This window comes from Bradyrhizobium sp. CCBAU 65884 (assembly GCF_028128835.1).
GTDB classification, from domain to species: domain Bacteria; phylum Pseudomonadota; class Alphaproteobacteria; order Rhizobiales; family Xanthobacteraceae; genus Bradyrhizobium; species Bradyrhizobium ottawaense.
The window spans coordinates 115,100-140,268 of record NZ_LBJU01000131.1 but is presented as its reverse complement, the minus strand read 5'-3'; the positions used below and the strand labels follow the sequence as shown (position 1 = coordinate 140,268).

At 59.7% G+C, this 25,169-nt stretch carries 23 protein-coding genes; 11 read left to right on the top strand and 12 right to left on the bottom strand.

All coding sequences use genetic code 11. The annotated features are described in order from the left end of the window. The first annotated feature begins 5 nt into the window (after window positions 1–5). On the top strand, window positions 6–1,403 hold the full coding sequence (locus XI03_RS33965) for a lipopolysaccharide biosynthesis protein (RefSeq protein ID WP_271594541.1): 1,398 nt from the start codon (window positions 6–8) through the stop codon (window positions 1,401–1,403). Beyond that, complete coding sequence (locus XI03_RS33960; protein WP_271594540.1) at window positions 1,400–2,239, top strand: glycosyltransferase family 2 protein; 840 nt, start codon at window positions 1,400–1,402, stop codon at window positions 2,237–2,239. Before XI03_RS33965 ends, XI03_RS33960 begins: the two co-directional genes overlap by 4 nt. Window positions 2,240–2,244: 5 nt before the next feature. On the opposite strand, the gene XI03_RS33955 is transcribed toward XI03_RS33960, so the two are convergent. Both XI03_RS33955 and XI03_RS33950 read right to left on the bottom strand, forming a co-directional pair. After that, window positions 2,245–4,008 carry a hypothetical protein gene (locus tag XI03_RS33955; RefSeq protein WP_271594539.1) on the bottom strand — a complete coding sequence of 588 codons (1,764 nt, stop codon included), beginning with the start codon at window positions 4,006–4,008 and terminating at the stop codon, window positions 2,245–2,247. Then, window positions 3,929–5,125, bottom strand: a complete 1,197-nt coding sequence (locus tag XI03_RS33950) for a hypothetical protein (RefSeq protein WP_271594538.1) — start codon at window positions 5,123–5,125, stop codon at window positions 3,929–3,931. Before XI03_RS33950 ends, XI03_RS33955 begins: the two co-directional genes overlap by 80 nt. Before the next feature lie 374 nt (window positions 5,126–5,499). Between XI03_RS33950 and XI03_RS33945 the strand changes: the two genes are divergently transcribed. Both XI03_RS33945 and XI03_RS33935 read left to right on the top strand, forming a co-directional pair. After that, entirely contained in the window at window positions 5,500–6,702 is a 1,203-nt protein-coding gene (locus XI03_RS33945) for a glycosyltransferase (protein WP_271594537.1), read from the top strand. Between the two features lie 589 nt (window positions 6,703–7,291). Next, the gene (locus XI03_RS33935; RefSeq protein WP_271594535.1) at window positions 7,292–8,245 is read left to right on the top strand and encodes a glycosyltransferase family 2 protein; all 954 of its coding nucleotides are present in this window, start codon (window positions 7,292–7,294) and stop codon (window positions 8,243–8,245) included. Window positions 8,246–8,620: 375 nt separating this feature from the next. Here XI03_RS33935 and XI03_RS33930 read toward each other — a convergent pair whose 3' ends face one another. From XI03_RS33930 to XI03_RS33905, 6 genes are all read right to left on the bottom strand, one after another. Further along, window positions 8,621–9,379 carry a hypothetical protein gene (locus tag XI03_RS33930; protein WP_271594534.1) on the bottom strand — a complete coding sequence of 253 codons (759 nt, stop codon included), beginning with the start codon at window positions 9,377–9,379 and terminating at the stop codon, window positions 8,621–8,623. Between the two features lie 27 nt (window positions 9,380–9,406). Beyond that, complete coding sequence (locus tag XI03_RS33925; RefSeq protein ID WP_271594533.1) at window positions 9,407–11,662, bottom strand: polysaccharide biosynthesis tyrosine autokinase; 2,256 nt, start codon at window positions 11,660–11,662, stop codon at window positions 9,407–9,409. Window positions 11,663–11,928: 266 nt separating this feature from the next. After that, window positions 11,929–12,549 carry a hypothetical protein gene (locus XI03_RS33920; protein WP_271594532.1) on the bottom strand — a complete coding sequence of 207 codons (621 nt, stop codon included), beginning with the start codon at window positions 12,547–12,549 and terminating at the stop codon, window positions 11,929–11,931. A 140-nt stretch (window positions 12,550–12,689) separates the two neighbouring features. Next, the gene (locus tag XI03_RS33915) at window positions 12,690–14,192 is read right to left on the bottom strand and encodes an O-antigen ligase family protein (RefSeq protein ID WP_271594531.1); all 1,503 of its coding nucleotides are present in this window, start codon (window positions 14,190–14,192) and stop codon (window positions 12,690–12,692) included. Between the two features lie 33 nt (window positions 14,193–14,225). Beyond that, window positions 14,226–14,963 (bottom strand): hypothetical protein, encoded by a 738-nt coding sequence (locus XI03_RS33910; RefSeq protein WP_271594530.1) that lies wholly within the window; start codon window positions 14,961–14,963, stop codon window positions 14,226–14,228. A gap of 9 nt (window positions 14,964–14,972) precedes the next feature. Further along, window positions 14,973–16,175 carry a polysaccharide biosynthesis/export family protein gene (locus tag XI03_RS33905; protein ID WP_028142326.1) on the bottom strand — a complete coding sequence of 401 codons (1,203 nt, stop codon included), beginning with the start codon at window positions 16,173–16,175 and terminating at the stop codon, window positions 14,973–14,975. Between the two features lie 408 nt (window positions 16,176–16,583). On the opposite strand from XI03_RS33905, the gene XI03_RS33900 reads away from it, so the two are divergent. The 3 genes from XI03_RS33900 (at window position 16,584) to XI03_RS33890 (ending at window position 18,807) form a co-directional block, all read left to right on the top strand. Continuing rightward, window positions 16,584–17,027 (top strand): hypothetical protein, encoded by a 444-nt coding sequence (locus tag XI03_RS33900; protein WP_271594529.1) that lies wholly within the window; start codon window positions 16,584–16,586, stop codon window positions 17,025–17,027. Between the two features lie 76 nt (window positions 17,028–17,103). Then, complete coding sequence (locus XI03_RS33895) at window positions 17,104–17,379, top strand: hypothetical protein (protein WP_038949593.1); 276 nt, start codon at window positions 17,104–17,106, stop codon at window positions 17,377–17,379. 156 nt (window positions 17,380–17,535) lie between these two features. Then, window positions 17,536–18,807 (top strand): hypothetical protein, encoded by a 1,272-nt coding sequence (locus XI03_RS33890; protein WP_271594528.1) that lies wholly within the window; start codon window positions 17,536–17,538, stop codon window positions 18,805–18,807. 11 nt (window positions 18,808–18,818) lie between these two features. Here the strand turns inward: XI03_RS33890 and XI03_RS33885 are convergent, their stop codons facing one another. Then, a complete protein-coding gene (locus XI03_RS33885) occupies window positions 18,819–19,445 on the bottom strand; it encodes a transglutaminase-like cysteine peptidase (RefSeq protein ID WP_271594527.1) in 627 nt (208 codons plus the stop codon). Window positions 19,446–19,638: 193 nt separating this feature from the next. Between XI03_RS33885 and XI03_RS33880 the strand changes: the two genes are divergently transcribed. Continuing rightward, on the top strand, window positions 19,639–20,376 hold the full coding sequence (locus XI03_RS33880; RefSeq protein ID WP_028142321.1) for a metallophosphoesterase family protein: 738 nt from the start codon (window positions 19,639–19,641) through the stop codon (window positions 20,374–20,376). Window positions 20,377–20,438: 62 nt separating this feature from the next. Further along, window positions 20,439–21,101: a hypothetical protein gene (locus XI03_RS33875; RefSeq protein ID WP_038973343.1), complete on the top strand. Its 663-nt coding sequence runs from the start codon at window positions 20,439–20,441 to the stop codon at window positions 21,099–21,101. Between the two features lie 3 nt (window positions 21,102–21,104). On the opposite strand, the gene XI03_RS33870 is transcribed toward XI03_RS33875, so the two are convergent. Continuing rightward, a complete protein-coding gene (locus XI03_RS33870; protein WP_244439147.1) occupies window positions 21,105–21,551 on the bottom strand; it encodes a hypothetical protein in 447 nt (148 codons plus the stop codon). 405 nt (window positions 21,552–21,956) lie between these two features. On the opposite strand from XI03_RS33870, the gene XI03_RS33865 reads away from it, so the two are divergent. Both XI03_RS33865 and XI03_RS33860 read left to right on the top strand, forming a co-directional pair. Beyond that, entirely contained in the window at window positions 21,957–22,283 is a 327-nt protein-coding gene (locus tag XI03_RS33865) for an Ig-like domain-containing protein (protein WP_244625840.1), read from the top strand. A gap of 775 nt (window positions 22,284–23,058) precedes the next feature. Beyond that, window positions 23,059–24,273, top strand: coding sequence for a hypothetical protein (locus XI03_RS33860; RefSeq protein WP_271594526.1), 1,215 nt, complete (start codon window positions 23,059–23,061; stop codon window positions 24,271–24,273). Between the two features lie 11 nt (window positions 24,274–24,284). On the opposite strand, the gene XI03_RS33855 is transcribed toward XI03_RS33860, so the two are convergent. Beyond that, on the bottom strand, window positions 24,285–24,521 hold the full coding sequence (locus tag XI03_RS33855; RefSeq protein WP_245323214.1) for a hypothetical protein: 237 nt from the start codon (window positions 24,519–24,521) through the stop codon (window positions 24,285–24,287). A gap of 189 nt (window positions 24,522–24,710) precedes the next feature. Then, window positions 24,711–25,127 (bottom strand): hypothetical protein, encoded by a 417-nt coding sequence (locus tag XI03_RS33850; RefSeq protein WP_271594525.1) that lies wholly within the window; start codon window positions 25,125–25,127, stop codon window positions 24,711–24,713. Window positions 25,128–25,169 lie beyond the last annotated feature (42 nt).

Below are 25,169 nucleotides of genomic sequence, written 5' to 3'. Positions count from 1 at the left end.
GTGTGATGAGTGCGGTATCTCGCCCCATCCACGGGTTATTCTTTGCGATGTTAGGGCCGCTCGCGCGCCGCATGAGGTTCGGATCTGACCACGCTGGCAAAAGGCTGAAAAAGCTATCCTTCACCGCCGCCTCATCTGTAATAGCGAGATTCGTGTCGGTTGGTGGCAACCTCCTCCTAACGCCAATTCTCTTGCATTACCTAGGCGTCGAGCAGTTCGGACTTTGGACGACAATTACCTCACTGGTCATATTTTTGTCGTTTGCCGATCTCGGTATCGGAAACGGGATCGTCGGGCAGATCGCCTCCGCCAATGGCAGGGAAGACATACTGGGTATTCGAGCAGCAATTACGAATGGCTACCTGATCCTTATCGGAACAGCTATACTGTTTCTGCTAGCAGGGGCGTTAGCGTTAGCGCTCGATGCTCCCAGTTCGGCAATACCCGCGAGCGATCCAAACGTACAGTTGCATGTTCAGCGGTCTATCATTGCTTTTGCAGTGCTTTTCATCCTTAACATCCCCGCCTCGCTCATTCAAAAAGTCCAGACGGGACTGCAAGAGGGACTTTCGACGAACCTTTGGCAGGTTGCCTCAAATCTACTCACCCTGGGCACTCTTCTTTATTGCGTGGCAGCGAAAGCACCACTAGAAGGCCTAGTTTTTGTTTTCATGGCAGCTCCACTCTGCGTGAATATTGCAAACTCCGTCGCCTTTTTCAGGGGCCCTGGTGCAACGATCAGGCCTCACCTCAAGCTGGCGGATCTGCGGCTGTCCGGCGATCTCCTAAAAGTTGGCGCAATGTTTTTCCTCATGCAGACAATGTTTGCATTCGTTTACAATTCCGATGCGATTCTGATTTCGCACATATTAGGGGCCTCATCTGTTCCGACTTACGTGTTGCCTGAACGGATTATGAGCTTACCCGTGATGGTACTCTCAATGGGTCTCATCCCGTTGTGGCCAGCAATTGGCGAAGCGATTGCACGCAGAGACTTCGGTTGGGCAAAGTCGGCTCTTACGAAGGGCCTGTTGGTAAGCATCGGAGCGGCTGCCTCGACGGGACTCGCGTTAACTCTCTTGATGCCTACCGTTCTCAACTTGTGGGTGGGAGATGAGATATCCGCGCCTAGCGCGCTGATCATCGGACTTGCTTTTTGGAAGGTCATTGAAGCTTCGTCATATGCTTGCAATGCATATTTGAATGGGGCACGATTCTACGCTTTTCAAACGACTATCGCGATCGTGTTTACGTTTCTCGCATTTCCGGCAAAGGTCGCTTCATATTCGTATTTTGGGATAACTGGCGGCGTATGGGCTCAGATAGGATGCTATGTCATCTGCATGGCTATTCCCATGTTTCTCAAACTTCGAAGTGCACTTGCAGCGCAAGATCGATCATGACCATTGATAACAAGCCGTACATTGCTGTCCTCATGACATGCCACAACCGCAAAGACCTGACGCTGGCGAGTATGCGATCAGTCACCCACGCGGTCGGCTCAACCGCTCGTTATCGATTCTATCTTGTTGATGATGGATCCACTGACGGCACCGCAGACGCAGTAATCCGCGAGTTTCCTGATGCCCAGGTTATTCAGGGAGATGGAAATCTTTACTGGAATCGTGGCATGAGGCTCAGCTGGCAAGCGGCTCAGGCGTCCGGACCGGATTTCTTTCTCTGGTTAAACGACGACACCCTCTTGCGGCGAAGCGCGCTTACAGATCTTCTCTCGCTATACTTGCAGACTGAAAACCCAAAAACGATTGTAGTTGGCTGTACAGCTGATCCGCAGACTGGTGAAATCACCTACGGCGGATATCGACGCGCTCGCAAGCTTTCGCGCTTGAGCCTGAGGCGACTTCGGGTCGATGAGACCGAGTGCGACACGATGAATGGCAACTGCGTTCTCTTTCCTGCTCGCGTTGTCGCTGACATAGGCATCAACTCCCGGCATTACACTCATGCGTTCGGCGATAACGACTACGGCCACAGAGCGAGAAAGGCCGGATATCGCATCGTGGAGTTGAAAGAACCCGTCGCGCTTCAGAGCCGCAACCGCAAGTACGAAGAGGCGAGCAGCAGATTGACCTTTCAAAATTGGCGCTTCATCTTGCGTCATCCGAAAGGCGTTCCGGTCGCAGAGTGGTGGGCATTCTGCCGCGAACACGGCGGCCTATTGTGGCCCATCAACTTCCTGATGCGATATTTGAAGATACTACAGCTTCGCCGATCCTGAGCGCATCAATGCGCCCAGATACTTGCAATCATTCTTTTCTCCGGCATGCGGCTTCGAACCAGAATCTGTCCTCGCTCCCCTTTAACAAAATGCAGTAAATCTGTACCGCCGAGCAATGCACTTTGGCCAGCGCGTGCAGGATTTCGATCAAACGAAACGAGATAGATCGCCGCCTCCGATCCCTGTCGCACTGATGCAAAGATGACTGCCGCCGCCCTTGGGCCGGCTATTCGACCAAGCTTCTCCTCCAGTTCTACGGAGGAATTCGGCTCGAGTTCGAATGATACTAGGGTCAGCCCGTAAGACCCAGCAGGCTCGCTCCAAGTGCTTAAGGAGTTTGCGATGAGGTTATCCTTGATCGAATGAAAGTTGTTGGGAAAAGCAACATCGGAGGCGTAAGTGAAGCGACCCGTGAATTCATTCCCTATCGCCAACTTATCGCAGACCACTTGTTGCGCATCGATTTGGCAATTCGCCCCCTTGACGAAGGCAGGAATGCGGACTTTTGGTCCGAGGAATGGATCTACAAAGGAGACGCCGATCGGGCCAGTTCTCCTGACGTTGTCTTGGTACCCACATCTTTCCAGATAAATTACTTCCGCCGTACATGCTATCGCCGCTTCAATCCATAGAGCAGCACGATGAGCGTACGCATGGCTTATTAGCCGAAATGTGTTCGCATTGTTCGGCCGTCCGTACCGGGACATCAGATACACGGCGCGCCCGCAAAGACCGAGGTAGCGAAAGCTCCGCACAATCGAGCGCCCCCGCGCCGGAGGCCCGAGCCTCATTGTTTCATTCTGAGTCTTGTAGAATACGCGATCAAAATACTGATCGATAGCGGCCTCGGCTTCCCCCATGACGCGCTGATAAATGTTATGAATCACTCCGAAGTAAGTCTTGTCCGAGAAACCTCCCCCTTCGTTATATTCATCCGATCGCGAACACCATTGCCCTCCAATGGCTACTACGCACCCGGTACCCTGCGCCGACAGAGCATCCAGATAGCATCGCTCAAATCCGCGCGAATAAATGCCAATTGCACAGTCCTCAAACCGGAGAGACGTGAACTTCGCAAACAGGAGATTTGTAGCTGGGGCGGCGAACGCGAAGAAATAGTTTCGAAACGTAATTTGTTCGATACCAATATCCTGCACGACTGGCGACGCATGAGTCGCTAAGCACGCAATTTCATCCGCACTCGCAGCTCCGAAAGTATAAGAGCCCTGAAATACAGTTCCAAACTCGCCAACGAGACGGACCTTGTCTCTCAGACAAATGGCAAACGCTTGACGATCAATTGGCTCAGGGGCGAGCCGACGCGCTTCATCGTGCCCCAGTACACCATCATCATGCGCGCCAATATCCGTGTAGCCACTCCGAGCAGCGATGTTGTATCGTCCAGCGGCAACGCGGACCGTCCCCCCTTCAGGAGACTGAGCCACGTAGTCTATTGCAAGTTGCAACGCAATTGTATCGTCCGCATTCCCCAATACGCCAAACCATCCGGCCCAAACTTCATTCGAAGCTGGAGCCAAATTCCACCAGTTTCCCGAGGCATCGCGTACAGCGAGAGGCCCGTCCTTATTTCCTCGGACGTATAGAGCGCCGGCCCCACGATCGCCGGGCGATGAAAATCCTGACAGGATCAAACTAGTAAGTGTCTCCAGGCCGATGGAGTCTTTGAGGTTAGCCCGGGTAACTCCGGAGAGTTGATCTCCGATCGAAGAACCGGCCGCCCCCTGTAGAAATTCGCGACGCGTGACCACGACCTTCTCCTGCGATACCGGCTGCATCCTGTCTCACTGCTGCCAATCCTGCGGCAAATGCAAGCATCAGGAAGTATTGCTCGAACATATTTTGCGTGACAAGTCCCAAAGCTAAAACGAGCAGGATGATCGTGGCTTGTCGGCAGATCAGCGGCCTGAGCAGGAAGAATAAGCCCATCCAGAAAACAAACGAACCAAATAGTCCGAACTGGAAAAACGTCGTGAGGATCGTGTTATCAATCAGAATATTCCATTTCACTGAGGTCGCATTGATATGCAGCGCATCCGCTAGACCCTGAGCGGTATTTGTCCCTACACCAATTCCTCGACCAAATAAGATGTCAACCGAGTCACCCCGTCCGATTTCATCAATCACAACCTGAAGGTTAGATATCCGCCCCCCTTCGGAGAGTTGTTGCTCTAGGATGTCGCCTCGACCGGTGAAGCCAATCAATGCAATTGCCGCGACAATTAGCAAAGGAGCGACCACGCCTAGACCAAGATATGTACGAAAGGTTGGACGCAGCAACGATTTCTCAGCCCCGAGATAGAGCGCCGCCATCAGAGCCAAATTTGCAATAATAGCAAACCGCGTTCCAGATGCGGCACCGATTGCTAAGCTCAACATCATCAACATCGTCCGTGGTGCAATGCCCGACTTTTTCGCTGAATACGCGACCACGGATGTAGCAATTGCGAAATACCCTGCGGTGCCTGCATTGCTAAACATACCAGGCAAGCGAAGGACAGTTACATTGGCAAGTCCGGCCCCTAGAAGCTGCGAAGCTAAGGGAATCAAGTCTAGCAAGCACACGGAGATCAGAAGGAGCAAAGCGAGTCGCTGGCTTGCAGCCGACGACCGCAGCACAAAAACCATTAGGCCGACTCCCACGCTGGCGTGGAGGAGCAGCAACCATCTAAGGCCCGCTGTGAGGAATGGCAGGAAGCCGTCCCCAAAGACATACGATATCGTGCCCAAAAACAGCACGAGCATCAACCAAAGCGTGTATAACTGAAAGAAGCTGCGTAGATTGCGCCCTTCCCTCCCGATGGAAAGGCGGACGGGCCAATAAATACCGAAGGTCAGAAGGGCGGCATCCTTGACGTAGCGCAGCATTCCCGAGTCATCGAGCGCGCGGCTCTCGAACCGCCAATAGGCAACGCCAGCTCCGGCTTCGGAAAACGCGACGGAGGCATATTGGAGCGCACCTGCTAAGAACAAGAGCCCAAGGCAGATGAATGCTGATCGAGAGTGCCGATTGCGGGCGAGTAGAAGCTGCCGAACTCGCGTCGTATTGGCAAGACCCTGACGGTCAGATAACATGGGCTCCTCGCGTTTACTAAATTGATACGATGCAATGGCGTCGTACAGAGATTTAGCCTATTTGATGAAGCTTATTTTCATGTAGCAGTTGTTTTTCAATCGTGCTATTCGGTCGATCGAAAAAAGAGAGTTTAGAACAGCCGTCTGGGGCTGCTCAGAAGCGCGTCTTGAGAATTCTTCACATTATTGCTACGGCCGATCCACGAAGCGGCGGCCCCATCGAGGGCATCATTCGCTCGTCGAAGGCGCTTGAGAAATTCGGTCATTTTCGCGAGGTTGCTACTCTTGATCATCCCGATGATCCATGGGTGAGGGATTTCCCGCTTCGTATTTTCCCGCTTGGATCTGTCCCGATGGAGGAGAGACGGCGTCGAGACCGACTGCCGTGGATCCACTATGGGTTTGCCCCGAAGCTGGTGCCATGGCTCAGGCGCTACGCGCCAGACTATGATATCGTCATCGTCAATGGACTCTGGAATTACTCCTCAACTGGCGCGAGCAGAGTGTTGCCCGGCCTAAGCGTTCCCTATTTCGTCTTTACACATGGCATGCTCGATCCATGGTTTCGGAAGGAATATCCGATAAAGACCGCATTTAAGCAGCTCTCCTGGTGGTTTAATGAAGGGCCATTACTTCGCAACGCCAATGGAGTGCTCTTTACCTGTGAAGAAGAGCGATTACTTGCTCGTAATGCGTTTTGGCCCTACCGCGTTCGAGAATTTGTGGTTGGCTATGGCACGAGTGATGTAGCCGGCTCCCCCCACATTCAGGTTGCCGCCTTTCGCGACGGCCTCCCTGCCCTAGGGAGTCGCAAATTCTTACTGTTTCTGAGTCGTATTCATCCGAAGAAGGGTTGTGATTTGCTCATCGACGCTTTCGCAAAGATTGCGTCCTCTGCGCCTGATCTCGACTTGGTCATAGCTGGCCCGGGTCATTCCGACTGGGTAAATCGACTGAAGCAGCAAGCCGATTCCGCTGGCGTTGCGGATCGGATTCACTGGCCTGGCATGCTTGAGGGTGATCAGAAGTGGGGCGGGTTTCACGGGTGCGAGGCATTCGTTCTCCCCTCACACCAAGAGAATTTCGGTATCGTGGTGGCCGAGGCACTCGCCTGCGCAAAGCCAGTCCTCATCACGGACAAGGTGAACATCTGGAGAGAGATCAAGGAAGATGGCGCGGGACTTATCGCAGCGGATGATCAGGCCGGGGTTCTTTCCCTATTGCAAGGCTATCTGAGCTTGAGCTTGGAAGAGCGGCAGAGCATGGCTGGAAACGCACGAGAGACGTTTCTCAGGCGGTTTAATGTCGAGCAAAGCGTCGTGACCTTGCTTGATGTGTTTCACAAGGGAATTTCGGATGGACGTCCTTGACGCCAGTAGCGTGAGACCAACGGAAGGCGGTCCCAGCTTCACGTTCGAAAACCGCCTACTACGTTTTGTTTGGAATGCTGTGTGGCGGCTGCTGGCTTCATGGACTCCCCCTTTCCTTAATCCGTGGCGACGCTTCTTGCTGCGTTGCTTTGGCGCCAAGGTTGCTGCAACAGCGGTGGTATACGGCAGTGCGAGGGTCTGGTATCCTCCTCACTTGGAAATCGGGCATCACGCCTGTATCGGACCTCGAGTCAACGTCTATTGTATGGCGAGGATCAGATTCGGAGATTATTCATTAGCTTCCCAAGGAAGCCATCTCTGTGCAGGCACCCACGATATTGATGATATCAACTTTCAGCTGAAGACAAAACCGATCGAGATCGGTGCGCGGGCTTGGATTGCTGCCGAAGCTTTTGTGGGACCAGGCGTCAACATTGGAGACGGAGCTGTTCTCGGAGCTCGCGCCTGTACCTTCCGGGACCTACAACCTTGGGTCGTATATTCAGGCAACCCGGCGCAACCACTTCGGCAGCGCAAGCGTCTTTTGGACGATCCACAAGCACACCTTAGGTGACCCCGAGATTTTCCAATGGCCGATCTAGCCGTAGTCATACTAACCCACAATGAATCGATCCACCTTGCGCGAGCGATAAGGCACATCAAGGATGTTGCTAACGAAATATTTGTGGTCGATTCCTTTTCGACTGACGACACCGTGGAGATTGCTAAAGCGCATGGCGCCACGGTCCTTCAGAACCGATTTGTGAACTACGCAAAGCAATTCCAGTGGGCACTGCAGAATGCGCCGATCACATCAAACTGGATTATGCGACTCGACGCTGACGAGATCATAGAACCGGATCTTGCAAATGAAATTGCAAGCAAATTGCCGTCATTACCCTCCGACGTCACTGGGATAAATTTGCGCCGCAAACTTGTTTTCATGAACCGCACCATCAACTACGGCGGCCGTGGAATTCTCGTGCTTTTGCGAATTTGGCGACGCGGCCTCGCTGAAATAGAAGACAGGTGGATGGACGAGCACATGATCGTTCGTGAGGGAAGAACCGTGACCTTCGTGGGAGGTTTTTCCGATCACAATCTGAATAATTTGACGTTCTTCACTGACAAGCACAACAAATATGCCACGCGTGAGGCTGTCGACGCTCTGAATCAGCGACTCCACTTCATGCCCACACCGGAAAGCATGTCGGTCGAAAAAAGCTCACTTCAGGCCGCTGCAAAGCGCTACGTAAAGGAACAAGTCTACAACAAAATCCCATTCCAAATCAGCACGCTCGCCTATTTTCTCTATCGATATTTTGCCAGAGTTGGCTTTCTCGACGGAAGAGAGGGGCTAATTTATCACGTGTTACAGGGATTTTGGTACCGCTTCCTCGTCGGCGCAAAAATCACCGAGCTTCAGGTTGCGACTTCTCATCTGACCAGGCCTGAAGATATCAAAGCAGAACTTCAGCGGATTACCGGGCTTGATCTTGAAACAGCGCCACCGTCGAATCCGGGGATTGTTATTTCTGGCTGAGTGAGTATCGAAACGTCGTTATTTTTGTCATCGTCCCGAGTATCGTATCCACTCGTTTGAATCCCTGAACATCGAACGAGTTGCATCTGTCCGAGTTCAAATAACAGACTTTCACCTTGATGGTTTTTGCACAATCATTCTTAACGCTTACGACGTGATCGAGAACATCACGGTTGACGGCGTGGGCTCTTGCAGCTGCCTCTACATCCAAGCACTGACGTCCTAGCGCATCCCGTATAACTGCTGTACCCGATCGTTCCGCAGCACCTTGCATTGTAAGTCTAGGAACGTTCGGAGCGCTCGATTGTCCGTACGCAGGCTGCAGAGCCGGCCAGATAGCGAGCGTAAACCCTGCTCGGATCAAGCTCTTGATCATCAACGCCATAGTCTCTCATTCATTTCGATACCTGGCACACTAACCTTGAGGCCCTCTCGCGACAATCTCTTCGCAAGGGCTTCTCGCGGAGCCATATCAGTGTTCGCAAGACTCGCAAGAAGGCGATGTCTCTGCTCCCAGCCAACCTCCACTAGGTTGATTGCGGCAGCTTCCACAAAGCCGCTGTCTACGAGCGTCGCAAATTCCGCTAACACCTTCGCACGCAGAGCCTCGTCCAAACTCGAAAATGCCGCGAGGGCTGGCCTATTACGGTGTAGCGCAATCCAGCCCTCTAGCGGACCAGCAGCGTAGGACTGATTGAGAAAATCAACCGTCCTGGCGTCGAAGCCATTGCGTCTAATTTCTAGGAAATAGAGCATCAGCCATAGAAAGGAATCGGCCGGATCGAGGGCCAAGGCAAACTTTAGCCGATCAGCCGCTGCGGCTGCTTCGCGGTCAGCCTCACCCAGCGCCATTCGTCCCACCGCTTCTTCGGCGATCCGAAGCCGCATTAGCGCTTCCGCGCGCCGCACGTCACCGCGCTGGATGACCGGCTCGGAAGCGGCCTGCATTGATGCCAGCACGTCGCTAATGGCTCCCGATTTGAAGCGGTCTCCGACCTGGATGCGCGCCGCCACGTCTTTCGCTGGCACCGCTGCCCAGAATATCGGCAGAGTATTTGCAGTCCAGATCACGCCCGAAAGGCCGAGAAATAGCAGTAACCCTCGAAGCCATACTTCGAGACGCTTGCTTGCCAAGCTCCTCAGCATAACGGAACCTGACTGCTATTCCACGTAGCCATAACGGGCGTAATATTTCTGGTAGTAGTATCGTCCGTGATAGGACTCGTAGCGCGATAACAGCTTTGTGTCGGCCTTGTTCAGCACCACGCCCAAAAGTTTGTCGTGGATCTCTGGTGCGCCGCGCAGATTGTGGCGAACGACGTCGATCTTGGTCTTGCCCCACTCCACCACGAACACGAAGGAGTCGACGAAGGGCGAGGTCACGCGCACGTCCACCACCGGCGCCATCGGCGGCATGTCGAGCACCACATAATCATATTTCGCACGCAGCAGCGCCACGAGGTCGCGCATCGGCTTGGACGCCAGCACCTCGTTGGTGTGCAGCAGCTTCGACGTGGTGCCGGCTGGCAGGATCGCGAGCTTGGTCTGCGGATCGATGCTGACGACATCATCGAGTTGCGCCTTGTGCGCGACGACATCGACAAGGCCGGCTTTCGCATCGGGCAGCAAGGCACGGGACAGCGAGGGATTGCGCAAATCGGCGTCCACCAGGATCACTCGCGCACCGCCATGGGCGATGAGCTGCGCAAGGTTGGTCGAGAGCGTGCTCTTGCCCTCGTTGGGCAGGGTCGAGGTCACCGCCAGCACGCGGTTCTCGCGCACGATGGAGTTGAGGTCGATCGCCACCTTCAACGAGCGCACCGCCTCCGAGAAGCGCGAGAGCGGATTGTCGACGACGTACCGGAGCAGATCCGGCTCAGGGTTATTCTTCTTGCGGCCGAGCTTGCCGGGAAACGCTGTGGCGGACGCGGGTACGCCGAGGGCCGGCAGGATGGCGACGCAATTGCTGCCGAGTTGCTCTTCGACCTGGCCGGTGGTGCGGAACACCTTGTCGGAGAACTCGCGCGCCAAGGCAGCACCGAGGCCCAGCATCAGGCCGCCGAGCAGCGCACCGGCCAAGATGACCAGCGTCTTCGGAGCGCTCTTGACCAGCGGCGCGGTCGCGGCGCTGATCACGCGCGCCTCGGTGATCGGGAACGATTGCTGCTGGACGCTTTCCATGTAGCGCTGGAGGAAATTGTCGTACATCGCCTGATAGGACTGCGCGGTGCTCTCGAGCTCGCGGAGCTGGATCTGCGCCTGGTTGGTGAGCTGCGATTCCGAGACGACGTTGGCAAGGCTCGACTTGATCGCCTCTTCGCGGGTCTGCGCGATGTCGTAGTCGCTCTTGTAGGATTCCTGGATGCGCCTGAGCTCGTCCTGGATGTTCTTCTTGATCTCCGCCATCTGAGTGCGCAGATTCACCGCGGCAAGATGATCGCGGCCGTATTTGGCTGACCAGATCGATTCCTTGGAGGCCATGTCGACATATTGCCCGCGCAGCTTGACGATGGTGTCATTCTTCAGCGCGTCGGTGACGTTGGCGTCCGGAACGTCCTGCTTGAGGATATCGTTGATGCGATCCATCCGCGCCTTGGCTTCAGCAGTGGATGCATGCGCCATCACCAGCTGGCTGTTGACCTCGGCGAGCTGCTGCTCGTTCATCAACCTGCCGCCGCTGTCGACGATGTTGTTGGCGATCTTGAAGTCCACCACAGCCTTCTGTGCGGCGGAAGCCTGGGTGCGCAGCTCCTTGATGCGGTCCTGCAGCCACACGCTGGCACGACGGGTGGCCTGGTACTTCGCCTCGAGCTGGTCGACGATGTAGGCGTCCGCGATGGCGTTGGCGATGCGCGCGGCCTTCTGGGGGTCACGCGATGTGAAGCCGATCTCCATCACATAGGTGAGGCCGAGACGCTTGATGGTACGGCTCTTCTCGAACACGCCCAGGGCCTTGCGCGTCAGCTCGAACTCCGACGGCGCGCGGCCGGAGGAGAACAGGCCGGAGACCGAGCCCATGATCGCGCCGAGGAGGCCAGTGCCGCTGCCGGTGAACTCCGGGTCCTCCGTGAGATGCAGATCGCGGATTACCGCGAGGCTGATGTTCTCGGATTTCAGGATCTCCACCTGGGTTTCCACCGTCGCAGAATCGACCGCGATATCGCCGAGCACGGATTGCTGCTGGAATAGCTGCACCTTGCGGGTGTCGATCACCATCGACGCCGTGGAGGTGAACAGCGGCGCGGCGGTGAAGAGATAGAGCAGCGCCAGGATCACGCAGGCCGAGACGATCGCGACCATGGTCGGGAACTGGCGCCTGATGATGTCGAGATAGGAGGTCAGCGTCTGCGACGGGGAGCCGTCGGCCTCGGCGAAATCACGGTTGATCTCCGAGGTCGGCTTGTTCACCTGCAACATCTAGCAATTCCTGAAAATGGATCGATGTGTGTTCTTGGGATTAATGTTCGCCAACAGCCCAGCTGCGTCCGGGGCAAATCTGATGCCAAAGCCCGCGCTGGGCGAACCACTAGCACAATCCTGCCTGCAATTGAACGCGGTCGATGCAGTGCACAGCGCGTCTTACGCGACATTTTGCAGGAAGCTTAACGGCGCAAAAGCAAAGCGGCGCCCGCGGGCGCCGCTGCCGTGAAATGTCATGGGTCGGCCGAGAGGGCCGGTTCCGGTCAGCGTGGGCTGACGGGGCCGTTGGTGGTACCGCCGACGCCGCCACCGGGGTTGTTAGGCGGATTGTTGGAGTGGCTGTTGTTGCCGAACGGGGCGCCACCGCCGCCGCCATTGCCGCCGCCGGGGAAGGCGTTGCCGGTCGGCCCACCTGCGCCGGAGCCACCGCCGCCCGCGCCGCCGCCGGTCGCGGCGATCGCGACGTCGCCGGTCGCGGCCTGGTAGGCGGCGATCACGTCGGCGTTGCCGGTGTTGGCGATCGCGGCCTGGATCTCATTGGCGAAGGCCTGGTCGGACTGTGCGGCCATGCGGGCGATTTGGGCGAGGCCGCCGACGATCGCGCGCATCTGGTCCTTGGTGGTCGCGGGATCCTTCAACAGCGCGATCAGGCCGGGAAGCGTGGTCGGATCGGAGGCGCCGAGGTCGCGCACGCGCGAGATCAGCTGCGGGCCGCCTGTCGGATATTGCTGCAGCAGGCTGTTGGGGGAAGCCTTGAAGTCGGAAATGACGGTGGCCGGCAGCTGGCGCTGCGGCGGGTAGACGGCGGCGCTGGCGGCCGACGAGATCGTCGCGGCGAGGGCCGCGGCGGCAGCCATGCGAAGCGCAATCCTGATAACGCTCATAAATCAACCTCCAAAAAATCAGCTGCCCCGATGTGCTTCCTCGGCCCGGGCAAATGGCTGTGCAGTGCGGAACCTAACCGAAGAGAAAACAGCTGTCCACTTATTCTAAAGACTTCGTAAACGACGCAACTGCTTCAAATCTAGACACTTTTATGAAGCTGAGGCACCGGGCTCGGGGCTGCGTCAGCGGTTGTCGGACGGCCGTCGCCTCGCCGCCTGGTGGCGCCCGCCTCCGCCATCGCCCGGCCCTCCTTGGTGCGGAAGGATTGCGCCAGGCCGGCGCCGAAAAGCGCAAAGAATGGAATGCTGTAGCCGGGCACCTGCAGCGTGAAGTCGAGGCACGAATGCAGCAGCGACAGCGTCGCGGTCGCCACCGCCGCCAGCGGGATGATGGCATCGCGCCGGCGTCCGAACACGCCCCTGGCCAGGACGAGCAGCATGATGGCCCAGCCGAGCGCCACCAGCAGCGCCATCGGAATGCCCACCTCGGAGGCAAGCTCCAGCGGCGTCGAATGCGCGGCGTCCCAGACGCCGCGAATCGAGATGTTGGGGCTTCGATACGGCGGAAAGGCCCATTGGAAGGTGCCCATGCCTGTGCCGAACCACGGGTTGTCGCCGATGATCCGCAGCGTCGATTTCCAGGCCTCGATGCGGCCTTCGTCGACCAGGCCCTGGCTGTCGAAGCGGCTGGAGACGCGTCCGCCGAGCAGCTGCAAGAGGCCGAGCGCGACGGCGAGGCCCGAGCCCAGCGAGATCCAGATGCCGGTGCGCGGCGGCAGGTCTTTTCGGAGGAAGAGCGTGAACGAGACGATCATCGCGAGCAGCGACAGGCCGACGCCGGCACGCGAGGTCGTCATGAACATCGCCATCAGGCAGATCAGCAGGCAGCCAAGCTGCGGCAGGATCTCTTTTGGCGGGATCGTCCGCACATCGAGCGACAGGCGTTTCCACTCGATGTGCCGCTCAGGAAGCCGGCGGCGCACATCCTCCAGGATCAGCAGCATCCAGATCACTGCGCAGGAGCCGAAATAGGCCGCCGCCGTGTTGCGGTTGATGAAGGTGCCGGTGACGCTGCCGAGATAGGCCGTCTTGTCCCGCCACAGGATCATGGTGGGCTCGATCAGGAACGAGAGCACGCCGTAGAGGGCGTAGAGTGCGCCTGAGATCGCGATCACCCAGAGCAGGCGGCGTGCGCGGTCGCGATCGGCCCCGACGGTGATGCCAAGCATGATGGCGAGGATGTTGGCGAGCGGCGCGCCGAGCGCGAAGAACGCCTCGTTCTTGACGATGGAAGCAGACGGGGCGATCGGCACGCCCAGCAGCTCCGCGGCCTGCTTCCAGATCGGCTGGAATGTCGCAATCCAGGGATGGTCGGAGAGCTGCTCGTGCAGCACGAAGGCGTAAGCCGCAACGATCACGCCGATGCCGGCGAGTAGCCACAGATGCGGTGCCCGCAGATCGCGCGTCGGCGCGACGATCACCGCTACCCCGAGGCACAGGCACCAGAATGCGATCGACAGATCATTGGTCGAGCCGAACGGAAACGGCGCGCCGGCCACCACAAAGAACAGGATGAAGGTCGCGGGCAGGCTCCATGACCAACGAATCCTGAACCAGCTGATATTGGGAGGCCAAAGGCGCATCGTGCTTTCTTGAGGCGAGCCTTGCTCTTGGGCTTAGAGGAAGCAATCGATCGGATAGATCTTCAGATCCACATTGAGGCGGCTGTTCCGGGTCTGCGCCCGGAATGCCAAGAATACTCCAAAGCTATCACTGCCCGGATCGAGTTTTATTCCAGGGGTCAATTCGTCGGGCGGGACCAGGACGCCGATATGCCGGTTGATGGCCGAAATCTCGATCCGCCCCTCCCCCTCGCCGAAATGCCCGCCGAGCTGCGTCACCGTGACTTTAGGCAGGCCGCGGCGCTGATGGCAGACCTCCTCCTCCCATAGCTTGGTCTGCTGGACCAGCGGCTTTCCCGCACCATCGGGGACAACGATATCCGGGAAGGACGGGCGCAGCATTCCGAAGAACTTGCTCTCCTTGGAGTTCGCCGACAGCCGGACCGTGAACGACAGCTCGCCCTTGGCTCCCTTGAGGCGCGACAAGACAGGAGCGTCAGGCTCCGCGGAGACCATCACGTCGATGCGGTGGCGGACGCCCAGCTCTGCAGCAGCGCCGAGAGCCTGCCCGAGCGGTGCAAGCCCGAAGCCGACGGGGACGAGAGCCAAAAGACGGCAAAGTGTCCAAAAGCGCATGAAGCCCCTTGCAACAGTGCGGGGTGCCCGATGACCGGCGCCCTGCCCAGTGGCGCCTTGATCTTTCCCGAACTCGTAGCCGCAGCAGAACCGCTTCGATCTAAACGAAAATGGCACCGGGACAAAGCCCCGGTGCCATCGGTTTCGCTGGATCAAGTCGGCGTCTTACGGCGCCAGCTTGACGTTGTTGCGGAAGATCAGGGCGTCGTTGGAGAGATTCACCGCATCCGAGCCGGTGGCCATGATCACGCGCAGGAACTGCAGGAATTTCGTAACTTCGACGTTGCGGGAGTTCGAGACGTAGATCACGTCGCCGTTCTTCATCATGACCTTGGTGGTAAGGAAGAAGCCGCCGGGATCGCGGAGGTTCACGTTGAAGATGACCGGAACGGTCTCGGAAGTGTACTTGCTCACGTCGATACCGAGCTGGGCCGCAACCTCGCGCGGCTCGCGGCGATACATGTACACGGCGGCCGGATCGGCTTGGCCATCGAGAAGACCGCCAGCCTTGCCCATGGCTTCGCCGAGGTTGATGCGCCAGGCATCGAAGTTGAACTCGCCACTCTGGCCGCTGGCGCCGAACGCCAGGAACTTCTGCTGCTCGCGATAGACGTAGATGCTGTCGTCGGGGCGAACATAGACGTTGTTCTCGGGCGCCATCACGAGATTTTCGAACGGCACGGTGGCCCGCCGTCCGCCACGCTCCAGCATGACCCAGGTCTCGAAGCCCTGGCCCTTGATACCGCCGGCGCGGGTGATCGCATCGAGCACCTTGTCCTTTGCGCCCGCCGCGCTCGCGGGATAACGCGCCGGCGAATTGACTTCGCCGAGCACGCTGATGAGCTGGGTGCGCTGCGAGGACATCGCGACGACCGCCTGCGGCTCGATGGCGCGGTTGCCGATCTTGTCGATGATCGCGCGCTGGATTTGCACCGCCGTAAGCCCCGCGGCCTTGATCTGGCCGGCATAGGGCACCGTGATGAAGCCGTCATTGTCGACCGACTGATCCGGGATCGTCACATAGTTGCCCGGGCGGACGCCGGCTTCCGCCGGAATGAACAGACCGCCTGCCGCGGCTTCGAAGATGGTGACGCTGACGACGTCGCCGATGCCGAATACGATGCTGGCCGGCGGCCGCTTGTCCGTGAACGCCCCCGCGAGCCCCTTGGGCTCATGGGTGTGCAGGATCTTCACCGTGGCCGGATTGAGCGGCACCAGCTCGTAAGCGGGAGCGTTTTCAGTCTGAATCTTGTTGTTGACGTCGTCCGTCAGCGGACCCGAGCCGGGATTGGTCGAGCACGCTCCGAGCGCCAAAGCGGCCATCAGGAGCGCTGGCTTGAATAAATAAGACTTGGCAAAGGAATGCATGAATCGCGCGCCCCAAGAGACCCCAATTAGCCCTGATTGGTACGGCCTAGGGGGTGGTGCGACAAGGGTTCCCGGTGGTTAATGGAGCGATCGGTCGGCTACTGTTGCGTGCGGGCCACTCTTTGGGGCTTGGTTTAACCCTTTGTGACCATTTGTTGTATTTCGTGTGCCCGGTCGGCGAGCAAACCGCCCAACTCAAGGGCTCCGTGTGTCGAGCGCGAGGCTTCTTGACCTCTCGCCGCTCTGCTAAGTCCGGGCCGTTAAGGATAGGAACTCCCATTGTCTGGCCTCCTTCTTGTCCCGCTGTTGGCAGGCTCCCTCCTTGGCGCGGCTGATCGCCCCTGGGGCTCTGCTACCTCCTGCGCTGGCAGCGCGCGGTCGTCGTGCCAGGGCGCACCCATTGTCGAGGTGGCCGCCCCCGCCCCCTCCTCCGTCTGGAAGTTCAGCCGCACGCAAGGGGGCAAGGATGGCGAAAGCTTCGCGGCCATCACGAAGACCGCGGATACCACCCAATCCGACGCGGACTTTGCCGGCCTCATCGTCCGCTGTGCGCCAAAGGGCAAGATCGACGTGCTGGTGGCCCTGATCCGGCCCTTCCCGCCGCGGAGCCACCCCAAGGTCACCATCGCCGCGAGCGGCGGCGGTACCCTGACCTTTAACGCCAGCATGGCGGCCGCAGGCGCCGCGGTGCTGCTGCCCGACGAGGTTTCGGCCTTTGCCGCCGGCAAGTGGCAGACGACGGCCTCGCTGTCGGTGGTGGTCAGGGAAAGCGACAGCGAGATCAAGGGCGTGGTGGCCCTGAACGGCTTGCGGGAGGCCTATCATTCGCTGCTGGCAAATTGCAGCCAATAGGCCAAATTTAGCCATACAGCTTAAGGGTCTTTTTAGGGTGGGGAACCTAGGGTCCGAAGCACGGAGAGTGTTTCGGATGACCGCGCTTTTGATTTTCAGCTTTCTCGTAGGTGCCGTACTGGGCCAACGCTTTCGCGTCTTGGTCCTGCTGCCGTTGACCTTCGTCATGGTGCTCACCGCCGTCCCGGTCGGCTTGATGCTCGATCTCACGTTGCTCGAGAGCCTCAAAGGCGTGGCACTCGCGGCCATCGCCCTTCAGGGCGGCTATCTCTTCGGCTCGGCGGCGCGCTTTGGCCTTGCCGCCGCACGTGCCGCCCGCGTCTTCGGCCGTCCGATCAAGGCCACCCGCTGATCTCGCCGATCAACGCCGCGACGAGCCCGCGCGCAAATGGCCCAAGGTTCACGGTTTAAGGTTTAAGCGTTGGACCGAGGCAGGCCTCTGTTTGAAAACCACCCGCTCGCTTGTATGGTGACCTGACCGTTTCAGGATTCCCTTCGAGCGCGCCGTTTGTCCCTCGCTTATTTTGCCCTCATCGTTTCCATCGTCTCCGCTTCCGCTCTCGAAATCGCCGGCGCCAAGTTCGGTGCGCAGCTCGGGACGATGGCCGCCGCGCTAAGCTTGTTGGCGGCCACCGCGAGCGCGCGAAAAGCTGATTACGACCACTATGTCCGCGCGACCTCCTGGGGCCGCTGGATCCCGATCGCCATTCCGCTGTTCATCGCGGCCCAACTCACCCCTCTTCCACTGAGCTTTGCCCATCCGATCTGGGCCAGCACGCACGATGCCCTAGGTGGCCTGCCGTTCGGACCGATCACGGCCGATATCGGCCTGACCGTCAGCGCGCTGCTGCTGGCGCTTGCGGCGATCTCGTTGCTCGGCGTCACCATCCTGGTGGTCCGCAACCGCAGCCGTGCGGAGCTGGTTCTCTTTGTGCTGAGCGGCGTAACTGCGGTCTCCGCCTTGATGTTGGACCTGCATCGGCTGTCGCCGGCGCTTGCGGGGGCCGCGCCCTCGGATTTCACGACGACTTTGGCCGGCCTCGGTCTCATGCTCAATCTGGCGGTGATGCAGCTTGCGGCCGAACGGGCCGAGACGCATCACTCGGTCCTTCGCTCGGTGGCGATCGGCCTTTGCGGTCTTGTGGGCGCGCTGACAAGCGCGCTTGCGGTGTTCGGCCTGTCGGGCACGAACAGCGCGATCGCAGCAAGCTTTGGCATTGTGCTGATCCTGCTGATCCTCGTCATTCGCAGGCTCGATCTATCGCCATTGGCCGCGGGCGCCTTGTCGGCCGCCGCCTTGATCGGCGGGGCGATCGTGCTGTCGTTCCTGTTCGAAAAGGGCTCCGGACCGGTCCTGCTGCGGCTCGTCCAGGATATGGGGGCCGAAACGCGGGCCGCATTGGAGCGCATGTTGACCGACACGCGCTGGTTCGGCGCGGGCGCCGGGACCTTTGCTGCGGTGGGCCGTATCTATCAGAGCGACGTCGGAGCCGCTTTGACGGCGCCGTCGACAGCCACGGCGGTCTTTGCCGGCATGGGATGGATTGGCCAGGCTGCCGCGCTGGCGGTGAGTCTGATCGCGCTGGTGCGCCTGTTCTTCGGCGCCTTGCAGCGCGGACGCGACTCGTTCTTCCCTGCGGCCGCCGCGGCCTGTGTTTTGTTTGCGCTGGTTCAGAGCTTGGCCGGTCCCGGGCTGCTGCGCCCGGCGGCCATCCTGTGCCTTGCAGTGATCGTGGGACTGGGGCTGTCGCAGAGCGTCAGCCAATCCGGATCACGATAGAGCGCGGGTGATCAGACCGCGCGATCGCCGAGTGAGGCCCAATAGTTCGGGTTCTTGGGCGACTGAATGCGGACCCAGCGATAGGGCTTCTTCGACCACGGCAGAATGTGGCCGGAGAGATTGTCCAGCACGAGATCGCCGGCGAAGGTGCGAACCACGACCACGAGATGATGCTCGCCCCAGGTGGTCACGACCTCGCTGAGCAGCACCGAGCGCGCCGGAAAGCCCTTGGCGATCAGTTCGTGGCGTTTTGTCACAGCGTAATCGTTGCAGTCGCCGCTGGTCGGATGCAGCAGCCATTTCTCGCCGCGCAGCCCTTCCAGATTGGCCTCGGGACGGATGGCGGTATTGACCTTCTGGTTGACCTCTTGCATCTGCGCCAGCCGCTCCGCCGTAAGCTTCAGGCGCCCACCCCTGAACACGATGTGCTGCGGCCGCGGCTTGCACTCGTCCTTGTACTTCAGGCAAAACAGCGTGAACGCCATCGGCGCCAGCGTCGGCTGGTCGAACTTGATGTACTGGATGGCCCCGCGCAGCGCCAAAGGCGCACCGACGAATGCGGCTTGAGCGCGCTGCTGCACCCCCGCAGCAACGACGATGGCGGCCACGGCCGCCAGGAACTTTACAACTTTGCGCATGTCGCGCTCCCCGTTCTTGTTGGGGAGACGCTACGCGGGACGTCTTGAAATACGGCTCAAAAGCCGCGCGATCCTTTAATCAAAATGCGGGCGCCTTGGTCGGAAACAATTAAGAATACCGATGTGTGACTTGTTCTGCTAAGAGCCATCGCGACGTTCCGCTCGTGACGCTGGAAGCGATTCGACCGACCTGATGGGCCTTTCCTCACGCTTTCGAAAGAAGACCAAGCCTCGGCTTCCCGACGGCGTGCGCGTCTATGCCATCGGCGACGTGCACGGCCGCGCCGATTTGCTTCAATCGCTGTTAACCGTCATCGACGTCGATCTGGCCCGCTCGGCCCCCGAACGGGCCATCCAGGTCTTTCTCGGCGACTACGTCGACCGCGGCCCGGACTCGCGCGCCGTTCTTGATCTGTTGATCGAACGCTCGAAAACACACGAGACGGTTTGCCTCAAGGGCAACCACGAAATCTTCCTGCTCGAGGTCCTCAAGGATCCGGCCCGCCTGCAGGAGTGGCGCCACTATGGCGGCCTGCTGACGCTGGTCTCCTACGGCATCACGCCGACCATGAATCCGTCCGCGGAGCAGCAGGTCGAACTGATCGAAGGACTGAGGCGCGCACTACCGCCCGAGCACCTGGCGTTCCTGCAGCAATTGCCCTCGTCCTTCACCTGCGGCGACTTCTTCTTCGTCCATGCCGGCGTCAAGCCTGGCGTCCCGCTCGAGCGCCAGAAGGATGAGGACCTGCTCTGGATCCGCGAGGAATTCCTGGCGTCCGAGGAGCGCTTCGGCAAATATATCGTCCACGGTCACACGCCGGTCAGCGTGCCCGATATTCGCCCGAACCGCATCAACATCGACACCGGCGCCTATGCGACCGGAAACTTGACGCTGCTGACGATCCAAGGTGATAGTCTGCTCGCAATTTAAGAGCCCTGCTCTCGTTTCAATCCCGTGCTCGCTTCGCCCTCACAGGCCTCATCGATTTCACCATGAACCGCATGTTCCTGCTTCGCGTCATCGGCATCTGCACCGCGATCGTGCTGGCGCTTCATGCCGGCATGGAATTCTACGGCGATCTCGTCCGACCGAACTTTCGCGCGAGTGATTTGTTCTCGGGCGAGATTCCGCCCGAGAAGGCCAAGCTGGCCGCCGGCGGTGTCTTGGCATCGGTTTCGCTGGATGGGGACCTGCTCGCGAACTACGCGGCGGCACTGGCCGCTGACGTTCTTCACCGTCCTTCAACCGATGCGGCCGGGCGGGCCAGCGAGAACAAGGCCGCCCAAAGCGCCGTCGTCGCTGCCTTGAAAGTATCACCAATCAGGCCCGCGCTCTGGCTCACGCTCGGCACGCTGCAGGCGCAAGCTGGCGAAGCGGCGACGCCGGCTGTGAAGATGTCCTACTTGACCGGATCGGTGCCGATCGACGTCGCCTTCGCTCGCGTCCGGACCGTGACCTCGGGCGCGGCTGCAACGGACGAGGAGATCAAGCTGCTGGCGCAATCCGACATCCGCGCAGCGCTTGCCAATCGCTCGCGTTACGAGCCGCTGCTGATCGCGGCCTATGTGCAGGCAACTCCGCAAGGCAAGGCGCTGCTGCTCGACACCACGAAAGTGACCGATCCCAAATTCAACGAGATCTTGCGGCGGTACTGAATTTCAGCGCACCGATTTCGGGTTGACCGGCACGAAGTCCTGATCGCGGCGCGGTTGGTCGGATCGCCCCTGATAGACGAACATGCCCTTCTTGGTCGTGACGATATCGCCTCGCTGCAGGCTATCGTCGCGGAGAAGGCGTTCGGTCGCGACAAGGTCCGGATCTTCCGGAATCGGCTTGTAGAGCTCGGGATGCTCCCGCCGCTCGCGCGAAGCTTCCTTGGCTCGGCGCCGTGCGTCCTCGATCCGCTGCCGCCATTCGTCGCGCGTCACTTCCGGCTCGCTTGGTGGAAGATAGTCGTTGATGGATGGCTCCGGCTCAGTCTGAGCACGACATGAGAGCGGGTAGGCAGAGAGGGCGAATCCGACAGCGGCAGCCACGGCCGCCTGAACCGGCGCGCGCCCGGATATCCAGCGATCCGATGTGGACTTGCGGCGAATGTATCGCACTCCGATGACTCCCAAGCGGGCCGAGCAGCATCCAGCGGCCCCCTCAACTTCAGCTCATGCGGCTGCCAATTGCAAGATTTTAGGAACGCTGCGCCGTCCCATCAAAAGTCGAAAACAACCCCATGCACAGTAGCCGGCGCCAACCATTTCAATCAGTTACGCCTTTCCCGAAATCCGATTTGATCCGTCGGGCAAAACAGAGGTAGGATGGCAGGATCTGGAGAGAGCCGACCGGATGATCGCGCTTTCCGAGATCCACGTGTGATGAGCGACTCAAAGGCAAACAGCTGCGTTCCAAGACCACGTTAAATCGTCGCCGTTAGATTTCGGCATAAGCTGGTGGAGTTGCCGAGAATGCGTACAAGGCCGGTATTGCTGTCAGGTGTTGTCCTCGCGGCGTCCGCCATGTCTGGCCTCGCGGCGCAGGCGAGCCCCATCTGCATCAAGGAACGGACGCCGTTCGCGTTGTCGCACGATACGGTGAAATGGACGATGTCGATCGCGCCTGGCGCGGAGTGCATCCAGGGCCTGCGCTGGTCGTACATGCAGATCTTCAAGGTATCGGTCGTGAGCGGGCCATCACGGGGACAATTGGCGGTGGTTGGGTCCGGCTTCCGCTATTCGGCAGAAGCCGGGGCGCCCGGCAGCGACAAGTTCACGCTGCTGATCTCGGGCAAGAACCGTCAGGTTGCGGGGACATCGACACTGGAGGTCGAGGTCAATCCGCAATAGCCGGCCCTGCGTCTTGGCGGTGTTCAGCGCGACTAACGGCGGCTCGAGCCACTGCCCCGGGTTCTATTCCCGTGATAGGGTCGGGCGTATCCGCCGCCCCTCGTCACGGGGGGCTCGATCCGGCTCGGGATGTTACGCGTCGCGTTGGGCGGCGCGGGCTGCGACGGATTGACAATGGTCACGTTGCGGTTGGGCGTCGAAGGGTCGTTGACGCCCTGGGCCCAGGCAGCGGCGGGCACAAGCAACGCAATGGCGATCAGAACTGGTCGTTTCATACGATATCTCCCGAGCATGAACGTCAGGGAGGCGATCACCGTTCCTTCACGGTTCGTTGGGTGAACCTTAGCGGGGGACGGCAACCAGCTGGCCGGCTCGCCAGACACCCTGGGCCGACTTTCCAGCAGGCAGCCTGCCTGAAAGGTTCCGAACGGCGGTCGGCCGCGAGGCAGCCTGATTGGTCTGCGCCTTTTTCGTGGGGGTCGTGATGATGCTCGAGCTCGTGGTGTTGGCCTGATCCTTGGTCCCTTGCGCAACGGCAGGCGAAACCACGAAGGTCAAAACCGTGAGGACTGCTAGAACGCCGCGCATGGTCGAACACCAAAAAGGAGAGGAGCTTGGCGAAATGTCACAGGTTCTCGCCCAAAAGCAAGCACCTTCGAACAACGCGCGAGGCCTTTGCGGACCCGCCAATCGAAGCCAAACCGGCTCAACTCGAGACGTTTGAAGCGGAAAGACCTAGCGAAATAGCCCTATCCGGGCTACTTGATCGGCCTTGATGACCGACTCCGGTGAAACTGCAGCCAACGCTCCCTCGGCGCAACAGATCACAGCCGGGTTTATCCGTCTCCTGTCGAGCCGCATCCGCGCCGTATCCGACGATCCCCGGCAGATGCGGGAGATTGTCTATGAGCTGGCGCGCGTCAAGCTTCTGGAGCAATTTACGCATGCCGACGCGCGGGAATCGCGCGAGTTTCAGCAAGTCCTCGAACGTGCCATCAAGGAGGTCGAGCGTTCCTTCGAGCGTAGCGCCGCGTCTGAGCCGCAAAAAATTGCGGCAACCGCAGCTCCGGTTCCCCCGTCCGTCCAGACCCCCGCTCCCCCGCCTATTCCGATATCGTTACCCGTTTCCGCTTCGCCGCCTGCTGCGAAGGACGCGGAAGCCGCGCGCCGTCCCGTGGCTTCGCCGCGATCGCCGGATCGGCCCAAGCGGAGCGGCGCCTTCACTTTCCTGGTTCGACTGGCCGGCATTCTCCTGCTCATGGCCAGCGCCAGCAGCGCGGTGATCTATTGGCCGCGTTTGAGGACGCACGTGGCCGCACTGTCACAATTGGTGCTGCCATCCGAGCGCGCGCCGGGCAACCCCGAGCCCCGGCCGGCCACCGCCCCGCCCCCGTCGGAGAGCGCGAGTGTCGAACGATCGCCCGACAGCGCAAAGGAGCCGGCGCCACCTGCACACCCCTCCATGCCTTTGCCGACGACCTTCGGCGTCTACGCGCTGAACGAGGGGCAACTCCAGGAACTGAAGCCGGTCCCCGGGAAGATTCCAGACCGCCGCGTTGCGATCTCGGCGGCCATCAACACGCCGAGTGCAACGACCCTGACAAGCGGAGATGTCAACTTCATCGTGTTCAGGCCGGACGGAAGCATTGAGGCAAGCGTGACCGAGGTTCGAGTCGTCGCGAAGGTGTCCCGGTCAATGGGCGTCGATGCCTCCGGCAAGGCCGCCATAGTCAGCGCGGGCGATTCCTGGGTCATTCGCAGCATGTCCTACCCCTACAAAGTGGGGCCGGTCGAGGATCAGCAGGGGATGCTGTTGCTGCAACCGGAGCAGGACGGCTTCACGCTTTCGCCGGGCCGCTACATCGTCGTCGTCAAAGGCATCGGCTACGATTTCACCGTGGCCGGGACGATCACCGATCCCAACCAATGCGTCGAACGCATCAACGCGGCGAACGGCGCGTTCTATTCTCCCTGCCCGCCGCCGCGTTAGATCGACGGCCGCTACTTACTAGGCTTGCCGTCCTTGGCCGCCTCCGCCGGCGCGTCGTCGACCTTACCGTTGTTCGCGACGCATTTTTGGAAGTATGCGCGCTGATCCTTGGCCGTTCCCTTGGCACTCCCGGCCGCCGGGTTGCCGATTTGCCTGGGCGGAAAGGCCTTGGCCACCGCCGCTTCGCATGCGCGCGCCACTTCGGCAGTGATGGCCGACGCCGTCGCCGGCGCAGCCAACGTCAACACGCATGCCAATCCAACCAACCTTCGCATATTCCTGACCGGCACCTTGCTGCTCCCTCGAAGCGTGAATGCTTGCCGGGACCATAGCAAAAAGGATCGACGCGCCAAACGGCAAAGCGGCGCCGAATTGTCACGCGGTCTGCCCTGGGCGTCTCGAAGGATGGCCGAGCGCGCGCAGCAAGAGCTCCAATACTAGCTGTTGAGCTGCGGCGGCTTGAAATTCGGAAAACGCGTGAGCATTGCGGTCTTGACGAACTTCAAGTGAGCAATGGTGCTTGCCAGCTCCTTGAGCCGCCGCTGGCCATTGGAGATGTCCGCCGCGAAGAGATCCTGGTGATGATTGTCGAGCGCCTCCCGCTCGAGGTACTCGTCGGTGCCGTTTCCAAAGGTGACGGATGCTCGCGCCAGCGCGTCATCGACACGTCGACTAAGGCCGACCTGCTCCCTCTCCGCATCTCGTAGCGCGGTGTCGATGGCGACCATAACGGCGTCGACCCTCGCGCGGTCTGTCTCCGCATCACGCTCGGCGGAGCGGGCTTTGAAGCCCTTGTCCTCACGGCGGGAGCCGAGGAGGCTGTGCGCGCGTGCTCTCAGGAACAGCTGAAACATGTGGGCCATCCCCATTTTCGAGATCTAAGCTGCTACCATCGG